This is a genomic window from Algibacter pacificus (assembly GCF_008033385.1).
Taxonomy (GTDB): Bacteria; Bacteroidota; Bacteroidia; order Flavobacteriales; family Flavobacteriaceae; genus Algibacter; species Algibacter pacificus.
Genome location: NZ_VOGY01000012.1, coordinates 126,710 through 151,402, shown reverse-complemented (window position 1 = coordinate 151,402; position 24,693 = coordinate 126,710). Strand labels below are relative to the sequence as shown.

The following is a 24,693-nucleotide window of genomic DNA, read 5'->3' as shown; positions in this document are numbered from 1 at the left end:
AGAACAAGCAATTACTTATAGCCATTGTTAGCTGGCGTTTTTTATTTCTATCTTTTTTGGTGTCCAATTTCCTTTTTCAGATTTTTTCCAAATTCTCCAATGTTTGTCAGAAGTCTTAAATGGTAGATTAGACTTTAAATCTTTTATAAATTCCGATTCATATTTGTCCATTTTTTCAAATGGAAGCGCAAACCAAACTGAAATAGATGATTGTTTTGATAATCTCAAATATATTCGAGAGTTTTTGATTCTAAAATCCAATTCAGGAATCAGTTCTTGATTCGGCAAAACTTTGCTTGTTTTCGGGTCTTTAAAATGAAAGTTCCAATAAAAATCAAGACTTATTGGTCCAGCAGGATTTTTTGGTAATTCATTATTTAATTCAAGCGTCTCAAAAACTTTTTCAATATCTTTTTCGGTAAGATTCCAAGCCCAAGTTCTTAACCAACCGTCATTTCTTGTTTTTGGAATTCCAAATTTCAAAGTCAGTTTGGGTAATAGTTTCAGAGCAGAATATTCTTTTTTTTCCGATTCGAATAAAGTCAATTTGATTGATTTCGGTTGAGATTTATCAGCGAATAAGTTCAGAAACTCTAACGTTTTATCATAATTTACTTTAGGTGCTTTTCTACCTATGGAATGAGCACCTCCAGAGCTTATTGGTAATCCTTCGTATGATATGAATCTATTCATTTCTTAAATGACAGCTAACGTTTATGTATAAGAAAAGTTGCGTGTTTGAGTGCGAGGATTTTCCGAAGGAAAATCAGAAGCTAGCAAATGAGCAACTAACTTTGGTTAAGCTAAAACTAGCAATTTTTTTTATACGGTGTTGGCAACAGTATTTTTAATTATTAATATATTCAATAGCTCTTTCAAGCACTTCATCTTTTCCGTTAATTATTCCTTGAATTGTTGGTTTAATTTCAATGTCGATTTTCACTCCTTTTCTTTGTGTTTCTGTTTTGTCCGGATAAAATATTCCAATTCCACTAATAGCTGTTTTAAATCCGCCAACCATTTTTATTCTACTTATATTACCGTCTGCTCCAGAAGTTTGACTGCCAATTGTAGTAACGTTATCTCCAGTTTGTAAACACATTGTTGTAAATTCAGCATGACTTTGGGACTTTTCATTAACCAATAGCACGATTTTACCTTTATATTTCAAATCTCCATTTTTTCCACATTGAGTTCCGTCTCTCCAAATAAATCTTCCAGGATAATTAAGGTCAGGATAAGTTACTTTGTAAAAATCATTCCTTGTCGAAGTAATGTAATTAGCAATTGAATATAATGTTCCATTAGGATAGTTCCTAATATCAAAGATTATGGCTTTGGTGTCTTTTAGTTTTTCCATAATATCTGGAACATCTTTTATTTTTATTGTTCCCATATTTACATATCCAATGTTTCCATCAAGTATTTTATATTTTTCGCCTTCTTTTTTCCAGTTGTAGTTAAAATCTTTAAATGAATACCTTTTTATTGATTTGTTATAGGTTTTATTATTTCTGAGAAATTCAATTTGAATCGAGTCAGATGAACCATTAAATATGGCATAAAAGGCATTATTATTTTTTCTAGGAATGTTAGAACCAGAAATATATTTTAGTTTATCTTCAAAAATCGATTTTATATTTTTTCCATCAACCTTTGTGATGATGTCTCCAATTCTTAAATCGTCTAATTTCGCTAGTGAATCGTTATAAAAACCTGAAAGTATAACATTATTCTCAATTATTTTAAACTTTGCAGATATCCCTTTATAGCCAAAATATTCTTTGGTTATATTTGAACCAAACATAGCATGACTATCATCTATGCTTACAACCATTTCAAGCATTGCAAGATGAAAATCTGTTTCGTCATTCGAATGTAAAAATTTAGGAATCATTTTATTTAGAACTTCATTCCAATTTGTTTCGGTTTGATATTTATATGGAAAAAAATACTCTATAATATTCCAATATCGGAATAATGTGAGCAATCGCAAATCTTCGTTTGTCCAATCAAAATTTCTATACTCAATTTCGTTGGTAATATCAATATTCCCAACATTTTTGTGAGCGACAGAAACATAATATTTTTTACCTTGATGTCTATTAGTTTCTATAACTTTTAACTTATCAGATAATTCTTTTGTAAATAGATTACTATTGTCTATCCAGTTTAAATCTAAATTTTTATTGAAATACTCAAGTTCATTATTTTTATTGCAACTTTTACATTTTTTTATTTTACCAAGTCCGTCAATCCATTCGAGATAAATTTGTGATAGTTGCTCTTTATCATTACTCTTTTTAACTTTTGGTAAAATTTTGAAAAGTTCTTCATCCCAGTTATATTTTCCGTCAGCAACGTCTGGATGATAATATTTTAAAAACCCCCAAACTTTTGCAGTTGTTGCTATTTTTTCAGTTTCGGTAAGTTTATTTTGTGCAAATAAGTTATTTACAAAAATGATGATTATAAGAAGTAATATCGTTTTTTTCATATTGTTGCCAACTTAATTATATAGACCATTAAACCTTTAATAATATTCTTTTTAGGAGGGATAACGATGCTTTTTAGCAAAATTTTACACTCATATAATTATGGTTTTTCAATCTAAATATAAGGCTAATATAGTTACTTTCTTACAAACTATCAAACGGGTTTTTAATATCCATTAAATTTGTTGAAGAAACATGTGTGTAAATCATAGTTGTTTTGGGGGTATTATGTCCTAGAAGTTCCTGGATATACCTTATATCGGTGCCAGCTTCTAATAAATGGGTAGCAAAACTATGGCGTAGCGTGTGCAAGGTAGCATATTTTTTTATTCCTGCATTTCGTAGGGCTTTTTTAAAGACCTGTCTTGCGCTTACTTGAGTATAAGGAGCTCCAAATCGTCCTTCAAATACATATATTTTGGGGTTATAATGATTTAAATAGGTTTTTAGAATAGGAATTAGGCTAACCGACAACAAGGTATATCTGTCTTTTCGGCCCTTAGCATTTTTTATATGGATAACGCCACGTTTAAAATCTATATCACTGGGTTTTAGACTTAAAGCTTCGCCTATGCGCAGTCCTGCAGAATAGACTAAAATTAATAAGGTTTTATGTTTTAGGTTGCGAGTAGTTTCGAACAACAGTTTAACATCGGGTTTGCTTAAAATAGTAGGGAGTTTTTTATCTTTATTCGGGCGTTTAATATCTAAGTTTTCTACTACAATACCTTTAAAACCCATATAGTGCTTTATACCACTTATACACTGGTTTTGGTAGGAAACAGATTTGTTTGCATAATAAATAAAGTCGTAATTAAATTGTTCGATACTTCTGGCCGAAATAATTGTTAAGTGCTTTAAATTCATATAGCGTAGAAATAAGTTTGTTACTTCTACGTATGTGGTTACCGTATTTGGGCTAAACCGTTTTTGTTCCAGCCATTTCCCAAAATTTTCTAAGGCTTGTTTTTGTTCGTTGTTTATTGGGGGTAACTTGTTTGTAGTTAGTATGTTTTTGGGTTTAGGGTGTTCTATAGGAGTTTTAAAGGCTTGATAATTAACATACCATTTTTGTCTTCTGAAATAATTAAATAGTTCGTGGATTTTGGTTCTGTTATAGTATGTACAAAAGGTGTTATATGTATTGCTCCATTTTACCTGTGGGTATGCTTTAACGTAATTCGAAATAGTATCATTACTATAGTCAAATTCAATGGCAACAAATTTTGTGTTGTTATGCCAAAGCGGTTTTAAAATAACCTGTGGTATGTTTTGCATCTTTTTTTGTTAAAAATAAACATAAATAATTAATTAACAATATTTTAGGGTTTATGGTGGTTGGCTTATGTTTTAAAACCGATTATTAAAGTACTAAACAATAGTGCAATCTAGATTAATTGTAATATTTAATTTAACTGTTTATCGATTTAAATATATTATTCGTCTATATGAAAATGTCTCTAAGCGAAAAAAACAAGTTTAGCTATCCAATCTGCACTAAATTTGATGGATTGCTTTGAGTATAAAATAAACTAAAACCATTTTATTTAAACTTTTAAAAGCTAGAACATTATAGGTTAATTATAACAATTCGAAAAGAAACATAACGTATAAAATTATATAACTACACTTAGAATAATTAATAGCAAATTACTTCATGTAGTATGGCAAAAAACATTAGTTTTTTGCCTTTTTTATATGTTAAAATAGAAATTAGGTGCAATAACCAATTTTTTAATGCAAAAAAAATAATTAAAGCTCTAAAATCTTAACCGTTGTATTAATCTTATTTTGAGGTATTGCATAGAAGATGTTCGGGGCATTAAATTTCGAAAATTTAGAAATTTTGTTTTCTCAAATCCTATTAAAGTTAACTTAATTATACGTAATGGTTAATGTAGTGCTAATTTTTAATTTTTAATGTTTTTTTTTAAGGTTTAGTAAGCCAAATAAAGCATTTGTATCGTATATTTAGAATAAAGAAAAACATGATGAGCTATGAAATTATTAAAAGTTTTAAAAAAGGGACTTAAAAAGGTTAAATTAGGGCCAAATAAAACAAATACTAAGGTTAAAAACAGAAGATCTATAGTTTTAATTAATAAAGCGACTCGGGATGATGACGATTTGTTTTTATTTATCTAACCTAGATTTTATAAGTTTTCAATAACACTAAATTTAGGCATCCATTTTTATTCGTTTAGAATTGGTATAAATAGTTCTACGCTTTTCAAAAACCTTTACATCTTTCAAAATAATTTACAACAATAGGAGAGAGGCGGGACTATAAAATATTTTAGTGCTTTTTTTTGTTCATCAATCCTATGTAATTTTTTTTATACTAAACTTTATTAAGATAAACGGCTGCTAAATAAAATAAGCCATTTAAGAAAACAAACCACATCTTGCTTTTGGTTATTTCAAGAATATAAAAATGCGAGTTGTAAGATATTTAATAAAGATACACCACAAAGTTAAAAAGCTATTTAGCCTAGATAATATTTAGATTCAATAGCTTTTTTTTATTAAACAATAAACTTTAAAAAGTGATCATTGCAAAGTTTAAGCGTGAATAGACAACAACGGAATGTCTAATCCCGAAGACATCATTCGGGTTTTACTTTTATGGATTAATGAGGACCAAAAACCATATTCATAAGGTACCATAATAAGAATGTCTGGCTTGTATGTTATCATTTCATTTTTAATTTCATCTATTACAGCTTCCGATTGTACGCTCTTGTAGAAATAGGATACTTCCTCCAAAGGTTTTAATGTATCTCTATTTTGTTTCATTTCGTCAATTTTGTCATTCACATGAAATACCCTTAATTCTGCATTAAACTTTTTGGTGGTTTTCTTTATTTCGTTTAAAATATGAGATGTAATCCCTTTTTCAAGATCGCATGCAAATAATATTTTTTCCACATTTTTAAACTCAGCTTTAACAGGAATGGCCAAAATAGGAATCTGTACTTTGTTTATAGCTTCGGTAGTAGTGCTGCCTAACAAATCGTTTTCTAGGCTTTTTATAGGCATCCCCATAATCATCATATCGGCACGGTGTTCTGCTATTGAGCGTTTTAATTGTTTAAAAAAATCGCCCATGGCAAAATCTAGTTTAATATCTATATGATAATTTTTCGAAAGTGTATTTAAACGGTTTTCAACTTTTGTTTTGGCGTAATCTATCGATTTTAAAATATCTTTATATGGTAACCTAGCTTGTACAGCATGAACAGAAACAATATGTAGATGAAAAAGAACCAGTTTAGCACCTGTAGTTTTAGCAATTCCGATAGCATAATTCGTCGCGTTTTTTGCTTCTTCCGAAAAATCTGAAGCGATAAGAATTGTTTTCATAATATTAAATTTTAATGTAAATGAAATGTACAAATTTAAGTAGTCAACTTCAAAGGTTTTAACAAAAATAATACAGGGTATTGTCTAGTTTAAATTCGCTAAAAATATATTAATACTGTATCTTTACAACTTAACTAAATTATTAAAATGGAAAAATTACCCAAAATAGCATTCCCGTTCATTATTGCCGCGGTTGTACTAGTCATTACATTATCAAAATCTGCTGTTACTATAGATTCTGGAGAAGCAGGTGTTTTATTTAGAACTTTTGGAGAAGGAGTAGTTGTCGATGAGCCTGCATTAGGCGAAGGTTTTCATATTGTAGCCCCTTGGAACAAGGTGTTTATTTATGAGGTAAGACAACAAGAAATTCTTGAAAAAATGAACGTATTGTCGTCTAACGGATTGGATATAAAATTAGAAGCATCAGTATGGTTTCAACCTGATTTTAAAAATTTAGGACGACTGCATCAAGAAAAGAGCGAAATGTATAAAGAACGCGTATTGCTTCCTGCCATTAGATCGGCTGCAAGAAGCGTAGTTGGGCGTTATACACCAGAGCAATTATACTCTAGTAAAAGAGACGCCATTCAACAAGAAATTTTTGAAGAAACAAGAAAAATTGTTTCAGATCAATACATACAATTAAATGAAGTGTTAGTTAGAGATGTCACTTTGCCTGCGACCATAAAAGACGCGATTGAACGTAAATTGAAACAAGAACAAGAATCTTTAGAATACGAATTTAGATTAATTACGGCCGATAAAGAAGCGCAAAAACAAATTATTGAAGCCCAAGGTAAAGCCGATGCTAACCGTATTTTAAGTGCGTCGTTAAACAGTATGATTTTACAAGATAAAGGTATTGAAGCGACTATTAAATTAGCTGAATCTCCAAATAGTAAAGTCATTGTTATTGGTTCTGGCGATAGTGGTATGCCAATTATTTTAGGAAATCAATAAAGCCTATTTGAAAAACAATGCAATTTTTTAAACCTTCTTTTGAAGATTAATTATTGTTTTTTAAACAAAACTAAAAAAAGTATAAATATTGAGAATTTATTTCTCTTTTGTTTGGCTTTTTAAACATATATTTTGCATATTTGTATCGTTATAAAAACAAAAGACATGACTTTTATTCAATTACATCATCATTTTCATATTTGCTCTCAAGCGAACTGAAAATGTATTGAATAAAATCGACATATTTTTAAACCCGTTTGAGCCAATCAAGCGGGTTTATTTTTTTAAAACCAACGAGATTGTTTCAAACTCATAAAAACAATATAATGAGTAAACTAAGAATTGCAGTACAGAAATCAGGACGTCTAAACGAAGACTCCATGTCACTTTTAAAAGCTATTGGTATTTCTATCGATAACGGAAAAGATCAATTAAAAGCTTCGGCTAAGGATTTTCCTGTTGAAGTATTTTACTTAAGAAACGGCGATATTCCTCAGTATTTAAAAGATGGCGTAGTAGATGCTGCTATCATTGGAGAAAACGTTTTAATCGAAAAAGGCGAAGGTATAATTGTTGCCGAAAAATTAGGCTTTTCTAGCTGTCGCGTTTGTATTGCAGTACCAAAAGACGCAAATTACAACAGTATTAAGGATTTAGATGGTATGCGCATTGCAACATCTTATCCAAATACAGTACAACAATATTTAGATCAAAATGGTGTAAAAGCCAATATTCATATTATTAATGGATCTGTAGAAATTGCCCCAAATATTGGTTTGGCCGATGCAATTTGCGATATTGTTTCTAGTGGTAGTACCTTGTTTAAAAACAACCTGAAAGAGGTTGAAACTATTTTGAAATCGGAAGCGGTTTTAGCCGTTTCTCCAGTTTTAAGCGAAGGGAAACAAGCCATTTTAGATACTATTCAATTTAGAATTCAATCGGTTTTAAAAGGAAGAAATTCAAAATACGTATTATTAAATGCTCCAAATGATAAGTTAGACGCTATTATTTCATTACTACCAGGGATGAAAAGTCCAACCGTATTGCCATTAGCACAAGAAGGTTGGAGTTCTGTGCACTCGGTAATTCCGAAAAATGATTTTTGGAATATTATTGAAGGCTTAAAAGCAAACGGCGCACAAGGTATTTTGGTTTGTCCAATTGAAAAAATGGTGCTTTAATTCGTTTATTTTTATATTTCCGTGAAAACGGAAATCTCATTAATAAGTTTATCGTTTCGTTTTAAAAGGTTTTCGCTTTCGCGGAAATGATAATAAAGAGATTCAAAATGCAAATAATAAATAATCCAAATAAAACAGATTGGAAGGCTATTTTAGAACGCCCAACCCAAACTGTAAATGATATTGAAGGCATTGTAACCAATGTGTTTCAAGATGTTGTAGCTAAAGGTGATGCCGCTATAAAAGCCTATACCGTTCGTTTTGATGGCGTCGATTTAGAAACCAATATCGTGTCTACAAAAGAGATTGAAGCTGCTATAAATACAGTTCCTGAAAATCTTAAAAAGGCCATTAAAACTGCAAAAGCTAATATTGAAAGCTTTCATAAAGCACAACGTACAGCAAAGGTAGAAGTCGAAACCACAAACGGTGTATCATGCTGGCAAGAAAAACGACCTATTGAAAAAGTGGGTTTGTATATTCCAGGAGGAACAGCGCCTTTGTTCTCAACGGTTTTAATGTTGGCAGTTCCTGCACAAATTGCAGGATGCAAAGAGATTGTGTTATGCTCGCCTCCAAATAAACAAGGTGAATTAGCTCCAGAAATTCTATTTGCAGCAAATTTATGCGGTGTAACTAAAATTATTAAAGTAGGTGGGATTCAAGCAGTTGCTGGATTAACTTTTGGCACCGAAACCATTCCACAGGTGTATAAAATATTTGGACCGGGAAATCAGTTTGTAACGGTTGCAAAGCAATTGGCAACCAAACACGGTGTGGCGATTGATATGCCTGCTGGACCAAGCGAATTATTGGTAGTTGCCGATAAAAGTGCGAATGCATCATATATTGCTTCCGATTTGTTAAGTCAAGCGGAGCATGGTGTTGATAGTCAGGTGCTTTTGGTATCTACATCTCAATCGATTATTGAAGATGTTTCAGCTGAAATTGAAAAGCAGTTAGCGGTACTTCCGCGTCAAGCGATTGCCGAAAAAGCGATCGCAAATTCGAAGTTGATTTATGTTGAAAATCATGAACTAGCTTTAGAAATGATTAACGAATATGGTCCGGAACACTTTATTATTTGTACCGAAGAAAATGATTTCTATGTCGATGGTATCCGTAATGCAGGGTCTGTTTTTATTGGCGATTATACACCGGAAAGTGCTGGAGATTACGCCTCGGGAACCAACCATACTTTGCCAACCAATGGATTTAGTAAAGCCTATTCGGGTGTTAATTTAGATAGCTTTTTAAAACAAATGACATTTCAGAAAATATCTAAAGCCGGTTTATTAAATATTGGAGAAACCATTGAATTAATGGCTGAAGCCGAAGGATTGCAAGCACATAAAAATGCAGTTTCAATTCGATTAAAGGATTTACAATAATGAATATTCAAAATTTAATAAGACCAGTAATAAAAGCACTTAAGCCGTACTCATCAGCACGTGATGAGTTTCAAGGCAATAGCGATGCTATGGTGTTTTTAGACGCTAATGAAAACCCGTTTAATAACGGTGTTAATCGTTATCCAGATCCGCAACAAAAGCGTGTAAAAGCGGTGTTATCGGAAATTAAAGGCGTTCCAACCAGTAAAATTCTTTTAGGAAATGGGAGCGATGAAGTCCTCGATTTAATTTTTAGAGCCTTCTGCGAACCGAATCAAGATAATGTAATTTCATTACCGCCTACTTACGGAATGTACGAGGTTTTGGCCAATTTAAATGCGGTTGAAATACGTAAGGTAAACTTAACAGAAGATGATTTTCAACCTAAAGTAGATGCCATTTTAGAGGCTGCAGATACGAATAGTAAAGTGTTGTTTTTGTGCTCACCAAATAATCCATCCGGGAATAGTTTTTCAAATGCATCGGTTGAAAAATTACTAAACGAGTTTAAAGGTTTAGTGGTTATTGATGAAGCTTATATCGACTTTTCAAAAGAAAAAAGTTGGTTGACGCGTTTGGAAGAATTTCCTAATTTAGTAATTACTCAAACGCTTTCAAAAGCTTATGGTATGGCAGGAATAAGAATGGGAATCTGTTATGCTTCCGAAGACATTCTTAAAGTTTTAAATACCATAAAACCACCTTATAACGTTAATGAGTTAAGTCAAATAAAGGCTGTTGAGTTGTTAACAAACAAGGAGTTAACCAAAAACCAAATCAAAAATATTCTTGAAGAACGTAGCAGGTTAATTTCAGATTTGGAAACCATTTCTTTTGTGTCAAAAATATATCCTTCCGATGCTAATTTTATATTGACCAAGGTGGATGATGCTACAAAACGTTATAATGAATTAGTTGAAAAGGGAGTTGTAGTTAGAAATAGAACGACGCAATTTGGATGTGAAAATTGTTTGAGATTTACAGTTGGAACCAAGGAGGAGAATGAGGAATTAATAAAAAATCTTTTATTAATTTCGAAATCCTGAACTTATAAAAAATAGGCATAAAGCATGGAAATGGAACTTAATAAAAGAAACCAATCCAGAATTAAAAAGTCTCATGATTAATTAAGAGACCCTGAAATAAATTCAGGGTTATAACAAGTGATATGAAAAAAGTACTATTTATAGACCGCGATGGCACATTAATTAAAGAGCCAGCAGATGAACAAGTGGATTCGTTTGAAAAACTCGTTTTTTATCCGAAAGTATTTCAATTTTTAGGTAAAATTTGTAAAGAGTTAGATTACGAAATTGTTATGGTAACCAACCAAGATGGTTTGGGAACGCCTGATAATCCGTCTGAGAAATTTTGGCCAATACACAACTTTGTATTAAGTACTTTTAAGAATGAAGGTATTGAGTTTAAAGAGGTTTATATCGATGAAACTTACGCTAAAGATAATGCACCAACAAGAAAGCCAAATACAGGTTTATTGACGAAGTTTTTTTCTGATGAATACGATTTAGAAAACTCTTTCGTAATTGGCGATCGATTAACCGATATCGAATTAGCGAAAAACTTAGGTTCTAAAGGGATTTTTATTAATGATGAAACACATTTAGGAACCGATGAAATTACGGTAAAACGTGAAGCTTTAGATCCTTATATCGCTTTAGAAAGTAACGATTGGGAAGCTATTTATAATTTCTTGAAATTAGAAGATCGTGTTCAAGAAATAACAAGAAATACTAATGAAACTAAAATTTATATTAAACTGAATTTAGACGGTTCGGGTAAGAATGATATTGATACGGGTTTATCGTTTTTCGATCACATGTTAGATCAAATTGGTCGTCATGGCGCCATGGATTTAACAGTAAAAGTAGATGGCGATTTAAACGTAGATGAACACCATACTATTGAAGATACCATGATTGCTTTAGGGGAGTTATTCAATAAAGCTTTAGGAAATAAATTAGGTATTGAGCGTTACGGGTTCTGTTTACCAATGGACGATTGTTTAGCGCAAGTAGCTGTTGATTTTGGTGGTAGAAATTGGTTAGAATGGGATGCGGCATTTAAACGTGAAAAAATAGGTGATATGCCAACAGAAATGTTTTATCATTTGTTTAAGTCGTTTACCGATGGCGCAAAATGTAACCTTAATGTAAAAGCTGAAGGTGTAAACGAACATCATAAAATAGAAGGCATTTTTAAAGCTTTCGCAAAAGCGATGAAAATGGCGGTAAAAAGAGATGCTAACAAAATGTTTTTACCAAGTACAAAAGGGATGCTATAAAATGGTTTTTGGTTTTTAGTTGATGGTTATTGGTATAACTATAAATAAACGAGCTAAAACAAACAATAAAAGAATGAAATTAGTTATAATAAATTACGGTGCTGGGAATATTAAAAGTATACAATTTGCTTTTAAACGCTTAGGGATTGATGCAGTTTTATCAAACAATCCAGAAGAAATTCTGGCTGCCGATAAAGTTATTTTCCCAGGTGTGGGCGAGGCGAGTTCTGCCATGAAAATGCTTGAAGAAAGTGGCTTAGCCGATTTAATTCCGAAGTTAAAACAACCTGTTTTAGGGATTTGTTTGGGGATGCAATTAATGTGCAAAACGACTGAGGAAGGAAACACAAAGGGACTTGGTATTTTTCAAACCGATGTAAAACGTTTTGATCATTCTGTAAAAGTACCGCACATGGGCTGGAATGTGATTAAAGATTTAAAATCCGATTTATTTAAGGGTTTAAAGGAAAATGAATACATGTATTTAGTACATAGTTACTATGCAGAGCATTGCAAAGAAACCATAGCAAAAACAGATTATGGCTTAAATTATGCATCGGCTTTACAGCATAATAATTTTTATGGTGTACAATTTCACCCAGAGAAAAGTGGCACTGAAGGCGCTAAAATTTTACAAAATTTCTTAGACCTTTAATTTGCAACCTGTAATTACAATCAAGGGAAACAAGTAACCAAATAACAACGAGTAACCAAATAACAATGAGAATAATACCAGCAATAGATATTATAGACGGAAAGTGTGTTCGCTTATCAAAAGGCGATTATAATACCAAAAAAATATATAATGAACATCCTTTAGAAATCGCTAAACAATACGAAGCTCATGGTATTGAGTATTTACATTTGGTAGATTTGGATGGTGCAAAAGCGAGCCATATTGTGAATCATAAAGTGTTGGAAACTATAGCTACTAAAACTAGCTTAAAAATTGATTTTGGTGGTGGTTTAAAAACCGATGAGGATTTACGTATTGCTTTCGAATCGGGTGCGGGACAAATTACAGGTGGTAGTATTGCGGTTAAGCAACCAGATGTTTTTAAAAATTGGTTGTCTAAATTTGGAGCCAATAAAATTATTTTAGGTGCCGATGCTAATAATGAAAAAATAGCGATTAGTGGTTGGTTGGAAGAATCTGATGAAGATTTAATTCCATTTATAAAGAACTATCAAAAAGAAGGGGTGCAGTATGTTATTTGTACAGATATCGCTAAAGACGGCATGCTAGAAGGACCGTCTTTCGACTTATATGAAAAAATGCTGAATGAATTGCCTAACATAAAATTAATTGCAAGTGGAGGTATTTCAACCTTTGATGAATTACCAAAATTAGCCGAATTAGGTTGCGAAGGCACCATAATAGGGAAAGCCATTTACGAGAATAAAATCAGCTTAAAACAATTAGAGGATTTCATTTTAAACAAATCTTAATTCGTTTTTAGTCTGTTTCTTATTTTCTAATAACCAGCAACTAAAAACTAACAACCATTAAAAAAAATGCTTACAAAAAGAATAATTCCTTGTTTAGATATTAAAAACGGACGTACCGTAAAAGGTGTGAATTTCGTTGATTTACGCGATGCGGGAGACCCTGTAGAACTCGCTAAACAATATGCAGACGTAGGAGCAGATGAACTTGTGTTTCTTGATATATCGGCAACTTTAGAAGGTAGAGGTACCACTTTAGATATGGTTTTACGTGTGGCTGAACAAGTGAATATTCCGTTTACCGTTGGCGGAGGAATTTCCTCTGTGGAGCATGTTGACCAATTATTACATTGCGGAGCCGATAAAGTGTCTATTAACTCTTCTGCAGTTAAACGCCCGGAATTGGTAAACGAATTATCGAATAAATTTGGAAGTCAATGTGTTGTGGTAGCTATCGATGCTAAAGAAGTTGACGGCCAATGGAAAGTACATTTGGCTGGAGGAAGTATCCCGACAGATATTGATTTATTTGAATGGGCAAAAGAAGTAGAAACCCGAGGAGCTGGTGAAATTTTATTCACCTCCATGAATCACGACGGTACAAAAAATGGTTTTGCAAACGAAGCATTAGCTAAATTATCCGAAACCTTAAATATTCCTATAATCGCATCGGGTGGCGCAGGGAATGTTCAACATTTTATTGATACCTTTGAGCTTGGAAAATCGGATGCAGCATTGGCTGCAAGTGTGTTCCATTTTGGTGAAATTCCAATCCCCGAATTAAAGAAAGAATTAAAAGCAAATCATATAGAAGTTCGACTATAATAAGTCGGCGGGCTGAATTAATTTCAGTAACATAAAAAAATTATCATGACTATTAAATACGACAGTAACGGCTTAGTACCTGCAATTATTCAAGATGCCACAACAAAAAATGTTTTGATGTTGGGGTATATGAATGAAGCCTCTTATCAAAAAACCTTAGAAACGAAAAAAGTGACTTTTTTCAGTAGAAGCAAGCAGCGTCTTTGGACAAAAGGTGAAGAAAGTGGCAACTTTTTAAACTTAGTCGATATTAAAAACGATTGCGATAATGATACATTGCTTGTTCAGGTAAATCCTGTTGGGCCTACTTGTCATAAAGGTACAGGCACTTGTTGGGCAGGAGAAAATAAACCTAATTATGGTTTCTTTTCAACCTTAGAAGATGTGATTACCGAACGCGTTGCCAATAAGGACACAAATAAATCTTATGTGGCCAGCTTATTTGCAAAAGGTATAAACAAAGTAGCTCAAAAGGTAGGAGAGGAAGCGGTAGAAACGGTTATTGAAGCTATGGACAATAATGACGAGTTGTTTATTTATGAATCGGCAGATTTAATGTTTCACTATCTCATGTTATTACAAGCTAAAGGCTTCTCTTTAAAAGATATTGAAAACGAATTAAAAGCAAGACATAAATAAGTAGTTCATTCATTTGAAAAAATATTTTTACCTCATAACTATTCAATATTTAGGCTATCGTTTTCATGGTTGGCAAAAACAGCCAGACGTGAAAACCTTGCATTTAATGGTAGATAGAACGTTTAACTATATTCTTGAAGGGAAACGTTTTAAAAGTTTAAGTTCGGGTAGAACCGATGCTATGGTTTCGGCGGAATCCGCAGCAATAGAGCTTTTTCTGTTTGAACCTATTGAAGATTTACCGGCGTTTTTAGAGCTTTTTAACACCAATTTACCACAAGATATTCGTGCTTTGGATATTAAAGAAGTAGATGCTAAATTCAACATCATTCAAAACTCCAAAATTAAAGAGTATTTGTATTTATTTGCCTTTGGCGAAAAGTGCCACCCGTTTTGCGCACCAATAATGACCACTATTTTAGATGATTTGGATATCGAGTTAATGAAACAAGGTGCCAAACTTTTTGAAGGTGAAAATTACTTAAAAAGTTATTGTTACAAACCTACAGATAACGGTGTTTATACTCGTGAAATCTTATTGTGCGAATTAGTAGAAAACACCATTTATACGGCAAATTACTTTCCAGAAAAAACCTATATTTTACGGGTTCAAGGCCAGGGTTTTATGAGAAATCAAATTAGAATTATGATGGGAACGCTTATAGATTTAGGAAAAGGCAAGCTAACGCTTCAAGATATTAAAGAGAGTTTAAAACCAGAAAGCACAATTAAAATGAATTATATTGCTCCCGCATCTGGCCTCATTCTAAAAAACATCGATTTTATAGATTAATTTATACTTTTTTATTCTTAATTATTTTAACAAATTATGTTTTTATTAACATAATTTAAGTTAAATAAATCTTAACACCGTTAAAGCCTGTTAAAGGGCTTGACATTTTTTAAATAGCTCTTATATTGAAAGGGAACACAAAAAAATATATTATGAGCTATTTAAAAATGAATGATGAAGACTTATTACCGGTGGTGGTGGAAATGAATATTTTATTAGCAGACTACCATGTTTACTATCAAAAATTACGAAGTAATCATTGGAATATAATTGGAAGTAATTTTTTCGATTTGCACGAGAAATTTGAAGAATTATACAATGACGCTCGAGTAAAAATAGATGAAATTGCAGAGCGTATTTTAACACTGCGCTATCACCCTATGAGTCAGTTAGAAGACTATCTTAAATCTTCAACAATAAAAGAAAAAGCAGCCCTTAAATCCGATCGAGACATGGTTTTGGAAACCCTAAACGACCACAAATTGCTTTTAGAGCAAATGGGTAAAGTTATGGAAAAAGCCAACATAGCTATGGATGAAGGTACAGCCGATTTAATAGGGGCATACATTAGAGAACTAGAAAAAACGAGTTGGATGCTAGAAGCTTGGACAAAAAAATCATCCGAAATTCCAAAAGCAAAGGTGGTTGAAGTGATTTAAGTTTTGTTAATTTTTTTGCAAAAATGAATTAATAATCTTAAAAAACATTAAACATGGACATGGCATTTGATGAGGCGTTTAATAGTCTTCTGACAAAATTAGAAGGTTGGTTTACAACTTTAATAGAATATTTACCAAATCTAGCATTAGCAATTTTGGTATCCATTGTGGCTTATTTTGCTGCAAAATATGTAAATAAAATAACCTATAGATTAGTTGCTAAACGTGTGCAGCAGGATTCTGTAGCACACATGATTTCAAGAGTATCGGCTGTAGTTTTAGTAATTATAGGCTTGTATATTTCTCTTGGAATATTAAATTTAAGTAAAACCTTAACATCGTTATTAGCTACCGCAGGTGTTGCTGGTTTAGCTATTGGTTTAGCTTTACAAAACACATTAAGTAATACGGTTGCAGGAATTTCTCTTTCTTTTAGAGAAAAAATACAAATTGGAAATTGGGTAGAAACCAATGGACATTCTGGAGAGGTTATAGATATTAATTTAAGGGAATTTGTTATTAAAGAAGCCGATAATAATATCGTGGTACTTCCTAATAAAATGATTTTAGAAAACCCTTTAAAAAACTATTCTTTAACCACCAAAATGCGTGTAGCTTTGGAGTGTGGGGTAGGATATGAGTCTGACTTAGAAGAAGTAAAAACACTTACCAAACAAACTATTGCGGACACTTTTGATCAAGTGGAAAGTGCAGATGATGTAGAGTTTTACTATGAAGAATTTGGCGGGAGTTCTATTAATTATTTATGTAGATTCTGGATTGATTCCGAAAGTTTATTAGAAAAATATAGAGCCAAAACTGCAGCTATTATAGCCATTAAAAAGGCTTATGATAAGGCGGGCGTTAACATACCTTTCCCTATTCGAACACTTCAATTTGATAATAAATTATCTATGGAAGCACCTGAAGTTTTTAAAAATAACGAATACTCTAATAACTAGAGTGGGTATAGTATTTGAGATAAATTATTATTCGAATATAAAACAAAAACTTGTATGTATAGCGCAACTATCAAGTGGTGATGTTATTTTTAAAAGTAATCACATAGTTGTGTTATGGCATTAAGTTATTAATAAAAGTCTCGATCAGTTCGGGACTTTTTGTATTTTACACCACTATTAAATGAATTATTATATATGAGTGTTTCTGTACCAAAATCTGTTTTCACCTTTTTTAAAAAATTAGAAAAAAATAATAACCGTGATTGGTTTAATGAAAATAAGCCTGAATTTAAGGCTATGGAAAAAGAAGTTAAAACCTTTTATAATGCCGTTTTAGGAAATTTAACAACACATGATGATATCGATAAACTAAAAATATTTAGAATTTATCGCGATGTCCGTTTTTCAAAAAATAAACTGCCTTATAAAACACATTTTGGAGGTTCGTTTCATAGAACTAAACCAAGATTACGTGGAGGCTATTATGTGCACCTTCAACCTAATAATGAAAGTTTTATTGCTACCGGATTTTGGGATCCAGAATCGGCCGATTTAATGCGAATTCGTAAAGAATTTGAAATGGATGATAGCGAAATAAGAGCTATTATTAATGAAGAACATTTTAAGTCCATTTGGGGTAATTTGGTTGGTGATGAAGTAAAAACAGCACCACGCGGTTTTAATAAAGAACATAAAGCTATTGATTTAATTAAAAAGAAACAATTCATTTTTACGAAAAAATTTTCGGATAAAGACGTTTTGGATCCTCATTTTTTAGATCAAATAGATGAAGCTTTTAAGGCTATTCGTCCATATTTCGATTATATGAGCGATGTGTTAACTACCGATTTAAATGGTGTTTCTCTTATTGAGGATTAAAAAAAAGAGGCATAATCAAAAAATGATTATGCCTCTTTTATATTAAGTTATCTGTGCTCGCTAATACAAATCATCAACCGTTGCTGTTAAAGTTTTCATGAAAGCTACTAAAGCATTTTGCTCTTCGGAAGTTAAATTAAGCTCATCGAAGGGTAAAGTTTGGTGTTCTAAGTCGAAACCAAGTCCGCCACCTCCTCCAAGGTTGTAAAATTCAACGACTTGTTCCAGTGTCTTGTAAACACCATTATGCATATATGGTGCGGTTTCGGCTATATTTCTAATAGAAGGTGTTTTAAACATGCCTTTATGTAAAGGTTCTTCAAAACTCCAATAGAAACCTAAATCATCATCTAACTTCTTGTTTTCTGCAGTTTCAGGTACGCCAATAACCTCTTTTTCTGTTTCTGTAAAAAATGGGGGCACGGTTCCGTTTGTTAACGGCATAAAGTGGCAAGTAGCACAAAGGGCTTTTCCCATAAATAAATTGTATCCCAGTTTTTCTTCTTCTGAAAAATTATTTTCTTCGCCTCTTATATTTTTATCAAATTTAGAATTGAAACCATTTAAGGTTGAAATATAAGACGAAATCGCTTTGATGACATCTGTGTTTTTAGAAGATACTTTCCCGAAGGCCTCTTTAAAAAGCGCTGTATACGTGGAATCTGTTAAAATAGCATTAGAGAATTTATGAACGTTAGAATTAAACTCTTTATCATTTGTAAATACCGCTGAAATTTGATCCAATAAGGTATTTGAGCGTCCGTCTAAAAAGAAACTTTGTTGAAACGCGGTGTTTATAAGCGTTGGTGTATTACGTTGCAATGGTTTACCTTGATTATCTAAATTTAGTGCCACATTATCAGCATAGCCTTTATTAGGTAAATGGCAGGAAATACAGGCCATTTTTCCATTTTCTGAAAGTTTAGGATCCGAAAATAATTTTTTACCTAAAGCAATCTGTTTGTCCGATGGTTTTTGGTTTATAGCAGCTGTAAAGTAATTTAAATTAAAGCTATTGTCTTCAAAAAAAGTAGGGGCATCAAAATTAAAAGGTGTGGAATCTATAGGATCCCAAAGGGCACTAGACTTTCTAATATCAACCCAATTCCGAGTAATCGGATTCATGTAATCGCGTGTAAATGTAAAACGATCAAAAGTATCAAAATCCTTGTTTTTATTGATAAAGGCAATCGCTTTTTCAATATTAGTATTAAAATTGGAGTCTAATTTTTTGTTTTTAAGTTTAATACTATTTTCTATCGTGGACTTATAAACGGTTTGCAAACTTTCTAGAGAAATAATAGTTTCTTCAATCCCCAAATGACTTACCGGTGTATCAAAACCAGAGATAGCTAAACTTACAATTCTTAACAGTTGTTGGTGGGTGGCAATAAAAAAGCGCTGCGGATTTAGTTCTCGTTTTTCAATGGCTTTTTTCAAGTTAGAAAGCATGCCTTTTTGTACATATAATTCTTGTTTAAAATCGGCTTCGGACGTGTTATTATCATAAATACTTTCTTCTATTTTTTGATAACCAACGGGTTTTATAATTTTTCCGGTATCTTCTTTATAAATAGGTAGGGCCGGGCCGTTTGCTCTGTGTCCAACCTCTGGATTTAAATAGGATGCGTAAGGTTCGGCCTTTTTAAAAGCCACACGAGATAATGCGAAGTACTTTTTAGCATTTTTGCCGTGCATACCTTCTACTTCTAAACTATCAATATAACTTAAAGCTAAATCTATGTTTTGGGCGTAATACTTTTGTGCTGCCGACCAATTTATTACAGAAATGGTTTCTTTTTTATCCTGTTGGCAAGATGTGGTTAGAATACAAATGATTAAGAAGACTAACGATTTTAAATATCGAAACATGTGTGAAAAGTTATAAAAATGAAAGAATCTCCATTGTAAAAATGGAGATTCTTAATATTAAAAAAAATATAGTGTTTACTATCTTTCTAAGCCTTTTAATAATACAATTTGTCCACCTTGGTTATGTGGTAAGCTACTTGAAACAAAATCGTCACTTTTCCAGTAATGTGGTTGTAGGTTTAAGATAAAAGTACCAGGCACGTCAACTTTATCAGAGATATCAATTAAAGCACCAAACTCACCAGAAAAACCTGTTGATCCTGTTGGAGCTAAGTTGTTTTCAATTTTTAATGCTAATACTACTTTAGTGTTATTACCATCTAAATCACTTTGATAAATTTGCGCGGCATGATTTCTAGAAAAAGAGTTTGGATCTTCTTGTGTGTACACATAGTTTTCTGTAACACAAATATTATCTGGACTTTGCAATTCTGCAACATTACCGTCTTTATTGTTGGTATCTGTATTACCACTAATAATTTGTGTTAATTTACCCTCTAAAGGATTAGTTTCGTCTAGTTCCATTTTATAAACCGTTCCCCAATCGTTGTAGGTTCCTCTTCCTGGACCTCTACCAGTTACAGCAAAAAATACCTCTCTTGCATTAGCATCGCTACCTTTTCTGTAATCCACATCTTCTACACGCATAAACTGAGAGGCAAATACGTTAGTACAAGCGGTTTCCATTTCGTTTTTAGTTAAACTAGCACCATCAACAATTTCTACAAACTCGATATCGTAAGATTTAGAAAAATCTAAACTTCCTTCGTTATAAACAGTTTCGGCAGCAACATCCATAGCACCTCCAGCACCATCGGATACTTGCTTAAATCTTAAAACATAAACTTTACCATTTTCTAAATCGGCATCACCATTTTCAGATAAATACATGATTACTTGACCTTCAGACCCACTAGAATCATCATCACCACCAATTATAACAGTTTTACCAGCATAGGTGTTTTTTGGTAATGGCACAGCGTTTTCCCAAGAAAATTCTCCTAAAGCATCCAAACCAAAATCAGCAGTTGGCGTAGGTGTTTCAATCCAAGGGTCAATACCTTTTACATCGTAAGAAAGACTTTCTGAAGCCGATAAAAAGAGGTCTTTATCACCACCATGAATGTTAGCTTCCCACATGGTTCCAGAACATTGTCTTGCAAAATCGGCAACACCATTGTTTAATAACCAATCGCCTTTAATAGGATTAAGGTCTTTATCAAAACGAATTCTAGAAACGGCATGATCATCTTCGGCATTAACAACGTAAATATACTCTTCACCATCTTTCAAAAAACCAGCACCATCTTGGGCACCAACTAAGCGGAAACCATTAGAAAGCACATCGGTAGAACTAATTAAAGAATAAGCTTCAACAGTGTTAAATTCTGGTTTAATATCCACTAAAGGGTTTAATAAAGATTTATTTGAAAACATATCTGATGGTGGTGTAAAATCTTCACCATCCTCACCATCTATTCCGTCTTCACCATCTTTTCCGTCAATACCGTTAATACCGTCTTTTCCATCCTCAATATCACAGCTCACTATTACTGCGCTTGTAGATGTTACAACAAAAAGGAATAAAAATAATTTAATGTACTTGTTCATCATTTAATATATAAATATTGGTTAATTAATTTGGTTCAAAACTAAAACTTGAACCAAAGAACCATGTTAACTAACTGCTGTGCTTCATTTAATTTTAAGTAAATTAAGTGTTAAAAAAGTTATTTTAATATTAAGAACCTTCATGGTTTGATGGTGTATTGTTAATAGAATATAAAATGAATGTTTCTTATATTTAATACGACAAACTTGCTAGTTGTTTTTGCTTTTTATTTCTTAACGAAATTTTTAGAATTGCAAAATTGAATAATCTTATATTTACACTTTTCTATATATTTTAATATGCCAACAGACTGTATTTCGTTTAAAAACACAGGATATTTTTCAAGTTTAATTTGCGATTATCTTGATGAAAATCAAGAGTTAAAACCATTTTATAACCGTTTTCCAAACCTTGATAACTTCAAAAATCAAATTGAAGAGAAGGGAGCAAGTTTTACACAAGACTCTCGAAATGTATTGCATAAAGTATTAACTGAGCAATATAAAAAGGTAGATGCATCGGCATTAACGCTTCAAAATATAGATTTATTAAAATTAGAAAACACCTTTACAATAACCACAGGTCACCAGTTAAACTTATTTACGGGACCCCTTTATTTTCTATATAAAATTGTATCGGCTATTAATCTTTCAAAAACATTAAAAGAAAAATATCCCAATCAGAATTTTGTTCCTATTTATTGGATGGCAACAGAAGACCACGATTTTGATGAAATAAATTATTTTAATTTCAGAGGAAAAAAAGTACAGTGGAATAAGGAGGCAAGTGGAGCTGTTGGAGAACTATCTACCGAAGGTTTAGCCGATGTTTTTGAAGTGTTTTCGAATGAAATTGGACACACTAAAAATGCAGAGTTTTTAAAAAATATTTTTAAAAAGGCCTATTTGGAGCACGATAATTTAGCCGATGCTACTCGATATTTGGCTAATGCTTTATTTAGCGAATATGGTTTAGTAATTGTTGAAGCAAATCAGGCAGAATTAAAAAAACAGTTTATACCGTATATAGAAACCGAATTATTGAATGAAACAGCCTTTAAAGCCGTTTCTGAAACTATTGAAGACTTAAGTGAGTATTCTGGAAATTTTAAGGCCCAAGTAAATCCAAGAGAAATAAATTTATTCTATTTAAATGAAAATTTAAGAGAACGTATTGTTTTTGAGAATGCTGTTTATAAAGTGATAAATACGGAAATTACTTGGACAAAAGAAGCTATTTTAGAAGAGGTGAAAAAACATCCAGAACATTTTTCACCAAATGTAATTATGAGACCTTTATATCAAGAAGTTATTTTACCAAACCTTTGTTATATTGGTGGTGGTGGTGAATTAGCATATTGGTTTGAGCTGCAAAAATATTTTAATACCGTTAATGTACCTTTTCCAGTGCTATTATTAAGGAATTCAGTTTTAATACAAACGGCGAGTCAGCAGAAGAAACTTGAAAAACTTAATATTTCTAAAGAAGATGTATTCTTAAAAAGAAATGCCTTCATCAATAAAAAAGTTAGAGAAATTTCTAATATTGATATTGATTTTTCTGAACAAAAGAAGTATTTGGTACAGCAGTTTGATAACATGTACAAGATTGCAGAAGAAACAGATAAAACCTTTTTAGGAGCTGTAAAAGCACAAGAAATTAAACAATTAAAAGGTTTAGAACATCTTGAAAATAGATTGTTAAAAGCCCAAAAAAGAAAATTAAAGGATGCTGTTTCTAGAATGACCGATTTGCAAACCGAACTTTTTCCGGGAGGAAGTTTACAGGAAAGAAATACCAATTTTTCGGAGTTTTATTTGGAATATGGTACAAAGTTAATCCCTAATTTAATTGAAAACCTAGAACCTTTAAAAGGCGAGTTTTTAATAATAACACTATAAATTTAAGCATGCACAAAATTGATATTGAGTTGATAGAAATGACTATGGATGTTATGAAATACACCATAGACAGAATTACTTCTACTAAACATAAAATAGGAAAGCCTCAAACGGCAGTAGATCTTAAAGCATTGGTTGGTGAAACCGTTACAGCATCAGGTGTAGGTGGAGAGTATGCTTTTAATTTGTGGAAAAAGCATTTAATGAACGCTAATGTTCCAATAGATCATCCAAGAAATTTAGCCTTTGTTCCAGCTTCGCCCACAAGAGCGGCCATTATGTTCGATTTGGTTACCTCGGCTTCTAGTATTCACGGGGCGTATTGGATGGAAGGTGCGGGAGGCATTTTTTGTGAAAATGAAGCCATGAAATGGATCGTATCTTTAACCGGTTTACCCAAGGGAGCTTTTGGTGTATTTACTAGTGGTGGTACGGCAGCTAATTTATCGGCTATTGTTACAGCACGAGAATATTGGCGTAGTTTAGATGCTGAAAATAACTCAAGAAAAGGATTGATAATTACATCAATAGGTGCTCATTCCTCTGTAAAATCTATGGCTAAAGTGGTGGATGCCGATGTGCTATTTGTAGATACCGAAGATGTAATGTACGGCGATGCTCTACAAGCTAAAATAGATAGCTTAATGCCAGAGGAACGTAAACGATTGTTTGCCGTAGTAGCCACAGGAGGTACAACCAATGCTGGGATTATAGACGATTTATCAGGTATTGGTACAATTTGCGAAAAGGAACAGCTTTGGTTTCATGTCGATGCGGCTTATGGCGGTGGCGCTTTAGCAGCCGATTCAGTAAGACATTTATTTAATGGTATTGAAACTGCCGATAGTATTACAATAGACCCGCATAAATGGATGTTTGCACCCTATGATTGTGGTGCCGTTATTTATAAAACTCCGGAATTAGCAAAAAAAGCACACTCACAAGAAGGATCGTATTTAGACATTTTTAAAGATGAAGGGGCTCATGGTTTTAATCCAACCGATTATCAAATCCAATTAACACGCCGAGTTAGAGGCTTGCCGTTGTGGTTTTCTTTAGCCATGCATGGTACCGATAAGTATAAAGAAGCCGTAGAACGCGGCTTAGAATTGGCTCAAATTGCAGGAAAGCTTATTGAAGAAAGGCCTTTTGTAGAATTGGTTAGAGCACCTAGTTTGTCTTGCGTAATTTACAGAAGAATAGGATGGAAGCCTGAAGACTATACCCATTGGACTTATGAAAATCATGAAAAAGGTTTTGCTTTGGTAACCCCAACAAAATGGAAAAAAGGAGATACTTTTGAAACTTGTTCGCGTTTTTGTTTTATAAATCCGGATACTACTGAAGAAGATATAAAAATGATTTTAGATTCTATGGAATAAAAATTAATCGAAAAAATTTTGGGCG

22 protein-coding genes are annotated in these 24,693 nt (G+C 32.4%); 16 read left to right on the top strand and 6 right to left on the bottom strand.

From position 1 onward, the window contains the following. Window positions 1-27: 27 nt before the first annotated feature. The 3 genes from FQU21_RS14945 to FQU21_RS14935 form a co-directional block, all read right to left on the bottom strand. The gene (locus FQU21_RS14945; RefSeq protein WP_147678812.1) at window positions 28-693 is read right to left on the bottom strand and encodes a hypothetical protein; all 666 of its coding nucleotides are present in this window, start codon (window positions 691-693) and stop codon (window positions 28-30) included. A 154-nt stretch (window positions 694-847) separates the two neighbouring features. After that, window positions 848-2,497, bottom strand: coding sequence for a S41 family peptidase (locus FQU21_RS14940; RefSeq protein ID WP_147678811.1), 1,650 nt, complete (start codon window positions 2,495-2,497; stop codon window positions 848-850). A 142-nt stretch (window positions 2,498-2,639) separates the two neighbouring features. Next, complete coding sequence (locus tag FQU21_RS14935; RefSeq protein ID WP_246124847.1) at window positions 2,640-3,773, bottom strand: tyrosine-type recombinase/integrase; 1,134 nt, start codon at window positions 3,771-3,773, stop codon at window positions 2,640-2,642. A gap of 720 nt (window positions 3,774-4,493) precedes the next feature. Between FQU21_RS14935 and FQU21_RS17485 the strand changes: the two genes are divergently transcribed. Further along, window positions 4,494-4,640 carry a hypothetical protein gene (locus FQU21_RS17485; RefSeq protein ID WP_187269395.1) on the top strand — a complete coding sequence of 49 codons (147 nt, stop codon included), beginning with the start codon at window positions 4,494-4,496 and terminating at the stop codon, window positions 4,638-4,640. 417 nt (window positions 4,641-5,057) lie between these two features. On the opposite strand, the gene FQU21_RS14930 is transcribed toward FQU21_RS17485, so the two are convergent. Next, window positions 5,058-5,858 (bottom strand): universal stress protein, encoded by an 801-nt coding sequence (locus FQU21_RS14930; protein WP_147678810.1) that lies wholly within the window; start codon window positions 5,856-5,858, stop codon window positions 5,058-5,060. Between the two features lie 147 nt (window positions 5,859-6,005). Between FQU21_RS14930 and FQU21_RS14925 the strand changes: the two genes are divergently transcribed. The 13 genes from FQU21_RS14925 to FQU21_RS14865 all read left to right on the top strand — a co-directional run bounded on the left by FQU21_RS14925 (window position 6,006) and on the right by FQU21_RS14865 (window position 17,901). Next, on the top strand, window positions 6,006-6,821 hold the full coding sequence (locus FQU21_RS14925; protein ID WP_147678809.1) for a prohibitin family protein: 816 nt from the start codon (window positions 6,006-6,008) through the stop codon (window positions 6,819-6,821). A 326-nt stretch (window positions 6,822-7,147) separates the two neighbouring features. Further along, on the top strand, window positions 7,148-8,005 hold the full coding sequence (gene hisG / locus FQU21_RS14920; protein WP_147678808.1) for an ATP phosphoribosyltransferase: 858 nt from the start codon (window positions 7,148-7,150) through the stop codon (window positions 8,003-8,005). Between the two features lie 107 nt (window positions 8,006-8,112). Then, window positions 8,113-9,396, top strand: coding sequence for a histidinol dehydrogenase (hisD, locus tag FQU21_RS14915; RefSeq protein ID WP_147678807.1), 1,284 nt, complete (start codon window positions 8,113-8,115; stop codon window positions 9,394-9,396). After that, on the top strand, window positions 9,396-10,442 hold the full coding sequence (gene hisC, locus FQU21_RS14910; protein WP_147678806.1) for a histidinol-phosphate transaminase: 1,047 nt from the start codon (window positions 9,396-9,398) through the stop codon (window positions 10,440-10,442). The genes hisD and hisC overlap by 1 nt, the downstream gene beginning before the upstream one ends. A gap of 122 nt (window positions 10,443-10,564) precedes the next feature. Further along, entirely contained in the window at window positions 10,565-11,698 is a 1,134-nt protein-coding gene (hisB, locus tag FQU21_RS14905) for a bifunctional histidinol-phosphatase/imidazoleglycerol-phosphate dehydratase HisB (protein ID WP_147678805.1), read from the top strand. Window positions 11,699-11,771: 73 nt separating this feature from the next. Then, window positions 11,772-12,353, top strand: a complete 582-nt coding sequence (gene hisH / locus FQU21_RS14900; protein WP_147678804.1) for an imidazole glycerol phosphate synthase subunit HisH — start codon at window positions 11,772-11,774, stop codon at window positions 12,351-12,353. Between the two features lie 65 nt (window positions 12,354-12,418). Next, the gene (hisA, locus tag FQU21_RS14895) at window positions 12,419-13,147 is read left to right on the top strand and encodes a 1-(5-phosphoribosyl)-5-[(5-phosphoribosylamino)methylideneamino]imidazole-4-carboxamide isomerase (protein ID WP_147678803.1); all 729 of its coding nucleotides are present in this window, start codon (window positions 12,419-12,421) and stop codon (window positions 13,145-13,147) included. A 66-nt stretch (window positions 13,148-13,213) separates the two neighbouring features. Beyond that, window positions 13,214-13,969 (top strand): imidazole glycerol phosphate synthase subunit HisF, encoded by a 756-nt coding sequence (hisF, locus tag FQU21_RS14890; protein ID WP_147678802.1) that lies wholly within the window; start codon window positions 13,214-13,216, stop codon window positions 13,967-13,969. A 45-nt stretch (window positions 13,970-14,014) separates the two neighbouring features. Further along, on the top strand, window positions 14,015-14,608 hold the full coding sequence (gene hisIE, locus FQU21_RS14885) for a bifunctional phosphoribosyl-AMP cyclohydrolase/phosphoribosyl-ATP diphosphatase HisIE (protein ID WP_147678801.1): 594 nt from the start codon (window positions 14,015-14,017) through the stop codon (window positions 14,606-14,608). A gap of 13 nt (window positions 14,609-14,621) precedes the next feature. Further along, the gene (locus FQU21_RS14880; RefSeq protein ID WP_147678800.1) at window positions 14,622-15,401 is read left to right on the top strand and encodes a tRNA pseudouridine synthase A; all 780 of its coding nucleotides are present in this window, start codon (window positions 14,622-14,624) and stop codon (window positions 15,399-15,401) included. A gap of 152 nt (window positions 15,402-15,553) precedes the next feature. Further along, on the top strand, window positions 15,554-16,060 hold the full coding sequence (locus tag FQU21_RS14875) for a Dps family protein (RefSeq protein ID WP_147678799.1): 507 nt from the start codon (window positions 15,554-15,556) through the stop codon (window positions 16,058-16,060). A gap of 53 nt (window positions 16,061-16,113) precedes the next feature. Then, window positions 16,114-17,022, top strand: coding sequence for a mechanosensitive ion channel family protein (locus tag FQU21_RS14870; protein ID WP_147678798.1), 909 nt, complete (start codon window positions 16,114-16,116; stop codon window positions 17,020-17,022). Between the two features lie 195 nt (window positions 17,023-17,217). Beyond that, window positions 17,218-17,901: a DUF2461 domain-containing protein gene (locus tag FQU21_RS14865; protein ID WP_147678797.1), complete on the top strand. Its 684-nt coding sequence runs from the start codon at window positions 17,218-17,220 to the stop codon at window positions 17,899-17,901. 60 nt (window positions 17,902-17,961) lie between these two features. On the opposite strand, the gene FQU21_RS14860 is transcribed toward FQU21_RS14865, so the two are convergent. Both FQU21_RS14860 and FQU21_RS14855 read right to left on the bottom strand, forming a co-directional pair. Then, window positions 17,962-19,773, bottom strand: a complete 1,812-nt coding sequence (locus FQU21_RS14860) for a cytochrome-c peroxidase (RefSeq protein WP_147678796.1) — start codon at window positions 19,771-19,773, stop codon at window positions 17,962-17,964. A 78-nt stretch (window positions 19,774-19,851) separates the two neighbouring features. After that, window positions 19,852-21,384, bottom strand: coding sequence for a PhoX family protein (locus FQU21_RS14855; RefSeq protein ID WP_317130670.1), 1,533 nt, complete (start codon window positions 21,382-21,384; stop codon window positions 19,852-19,854). Between the two features lie 300 nt (window positions 21,385-21,684). Here FQU21_RS14855 and bshC point away from each other — a divergent pair, with 300 nt between their 5' ends. Both bshC and FQU21_RS14840 read left to right on the top strand, forming a co-directional pair. Continuing rightward, window positions 21,685-23,286, top strand: a complete 1,602-nt coding sequence (bshC, locus tag FQU21_RS14845; protein WP_147678795.1) for a bacillithiol biosynthesis cysteine-adding enzyme BshC — start codon at window positions 21,685-21,687, stop codon at window positions 23,284-23,286. Window positions 23,287-23,294: 8 nt separating this feature from the next. Then, window positions 23,295-24,668 (top strand): pyridoxal phosphate-dependent decarboxylase family protein, encoded by a 1,374-nt coding sequence (locus FQU21_RS14840; protein WP_147678794.1) that lies wholly within the window; start codon window positions 23,295-23,297, stop codon window positions 24,666-24,668. Window positions 24,669-24,693 lie beyond the last annotated feature (25 nt).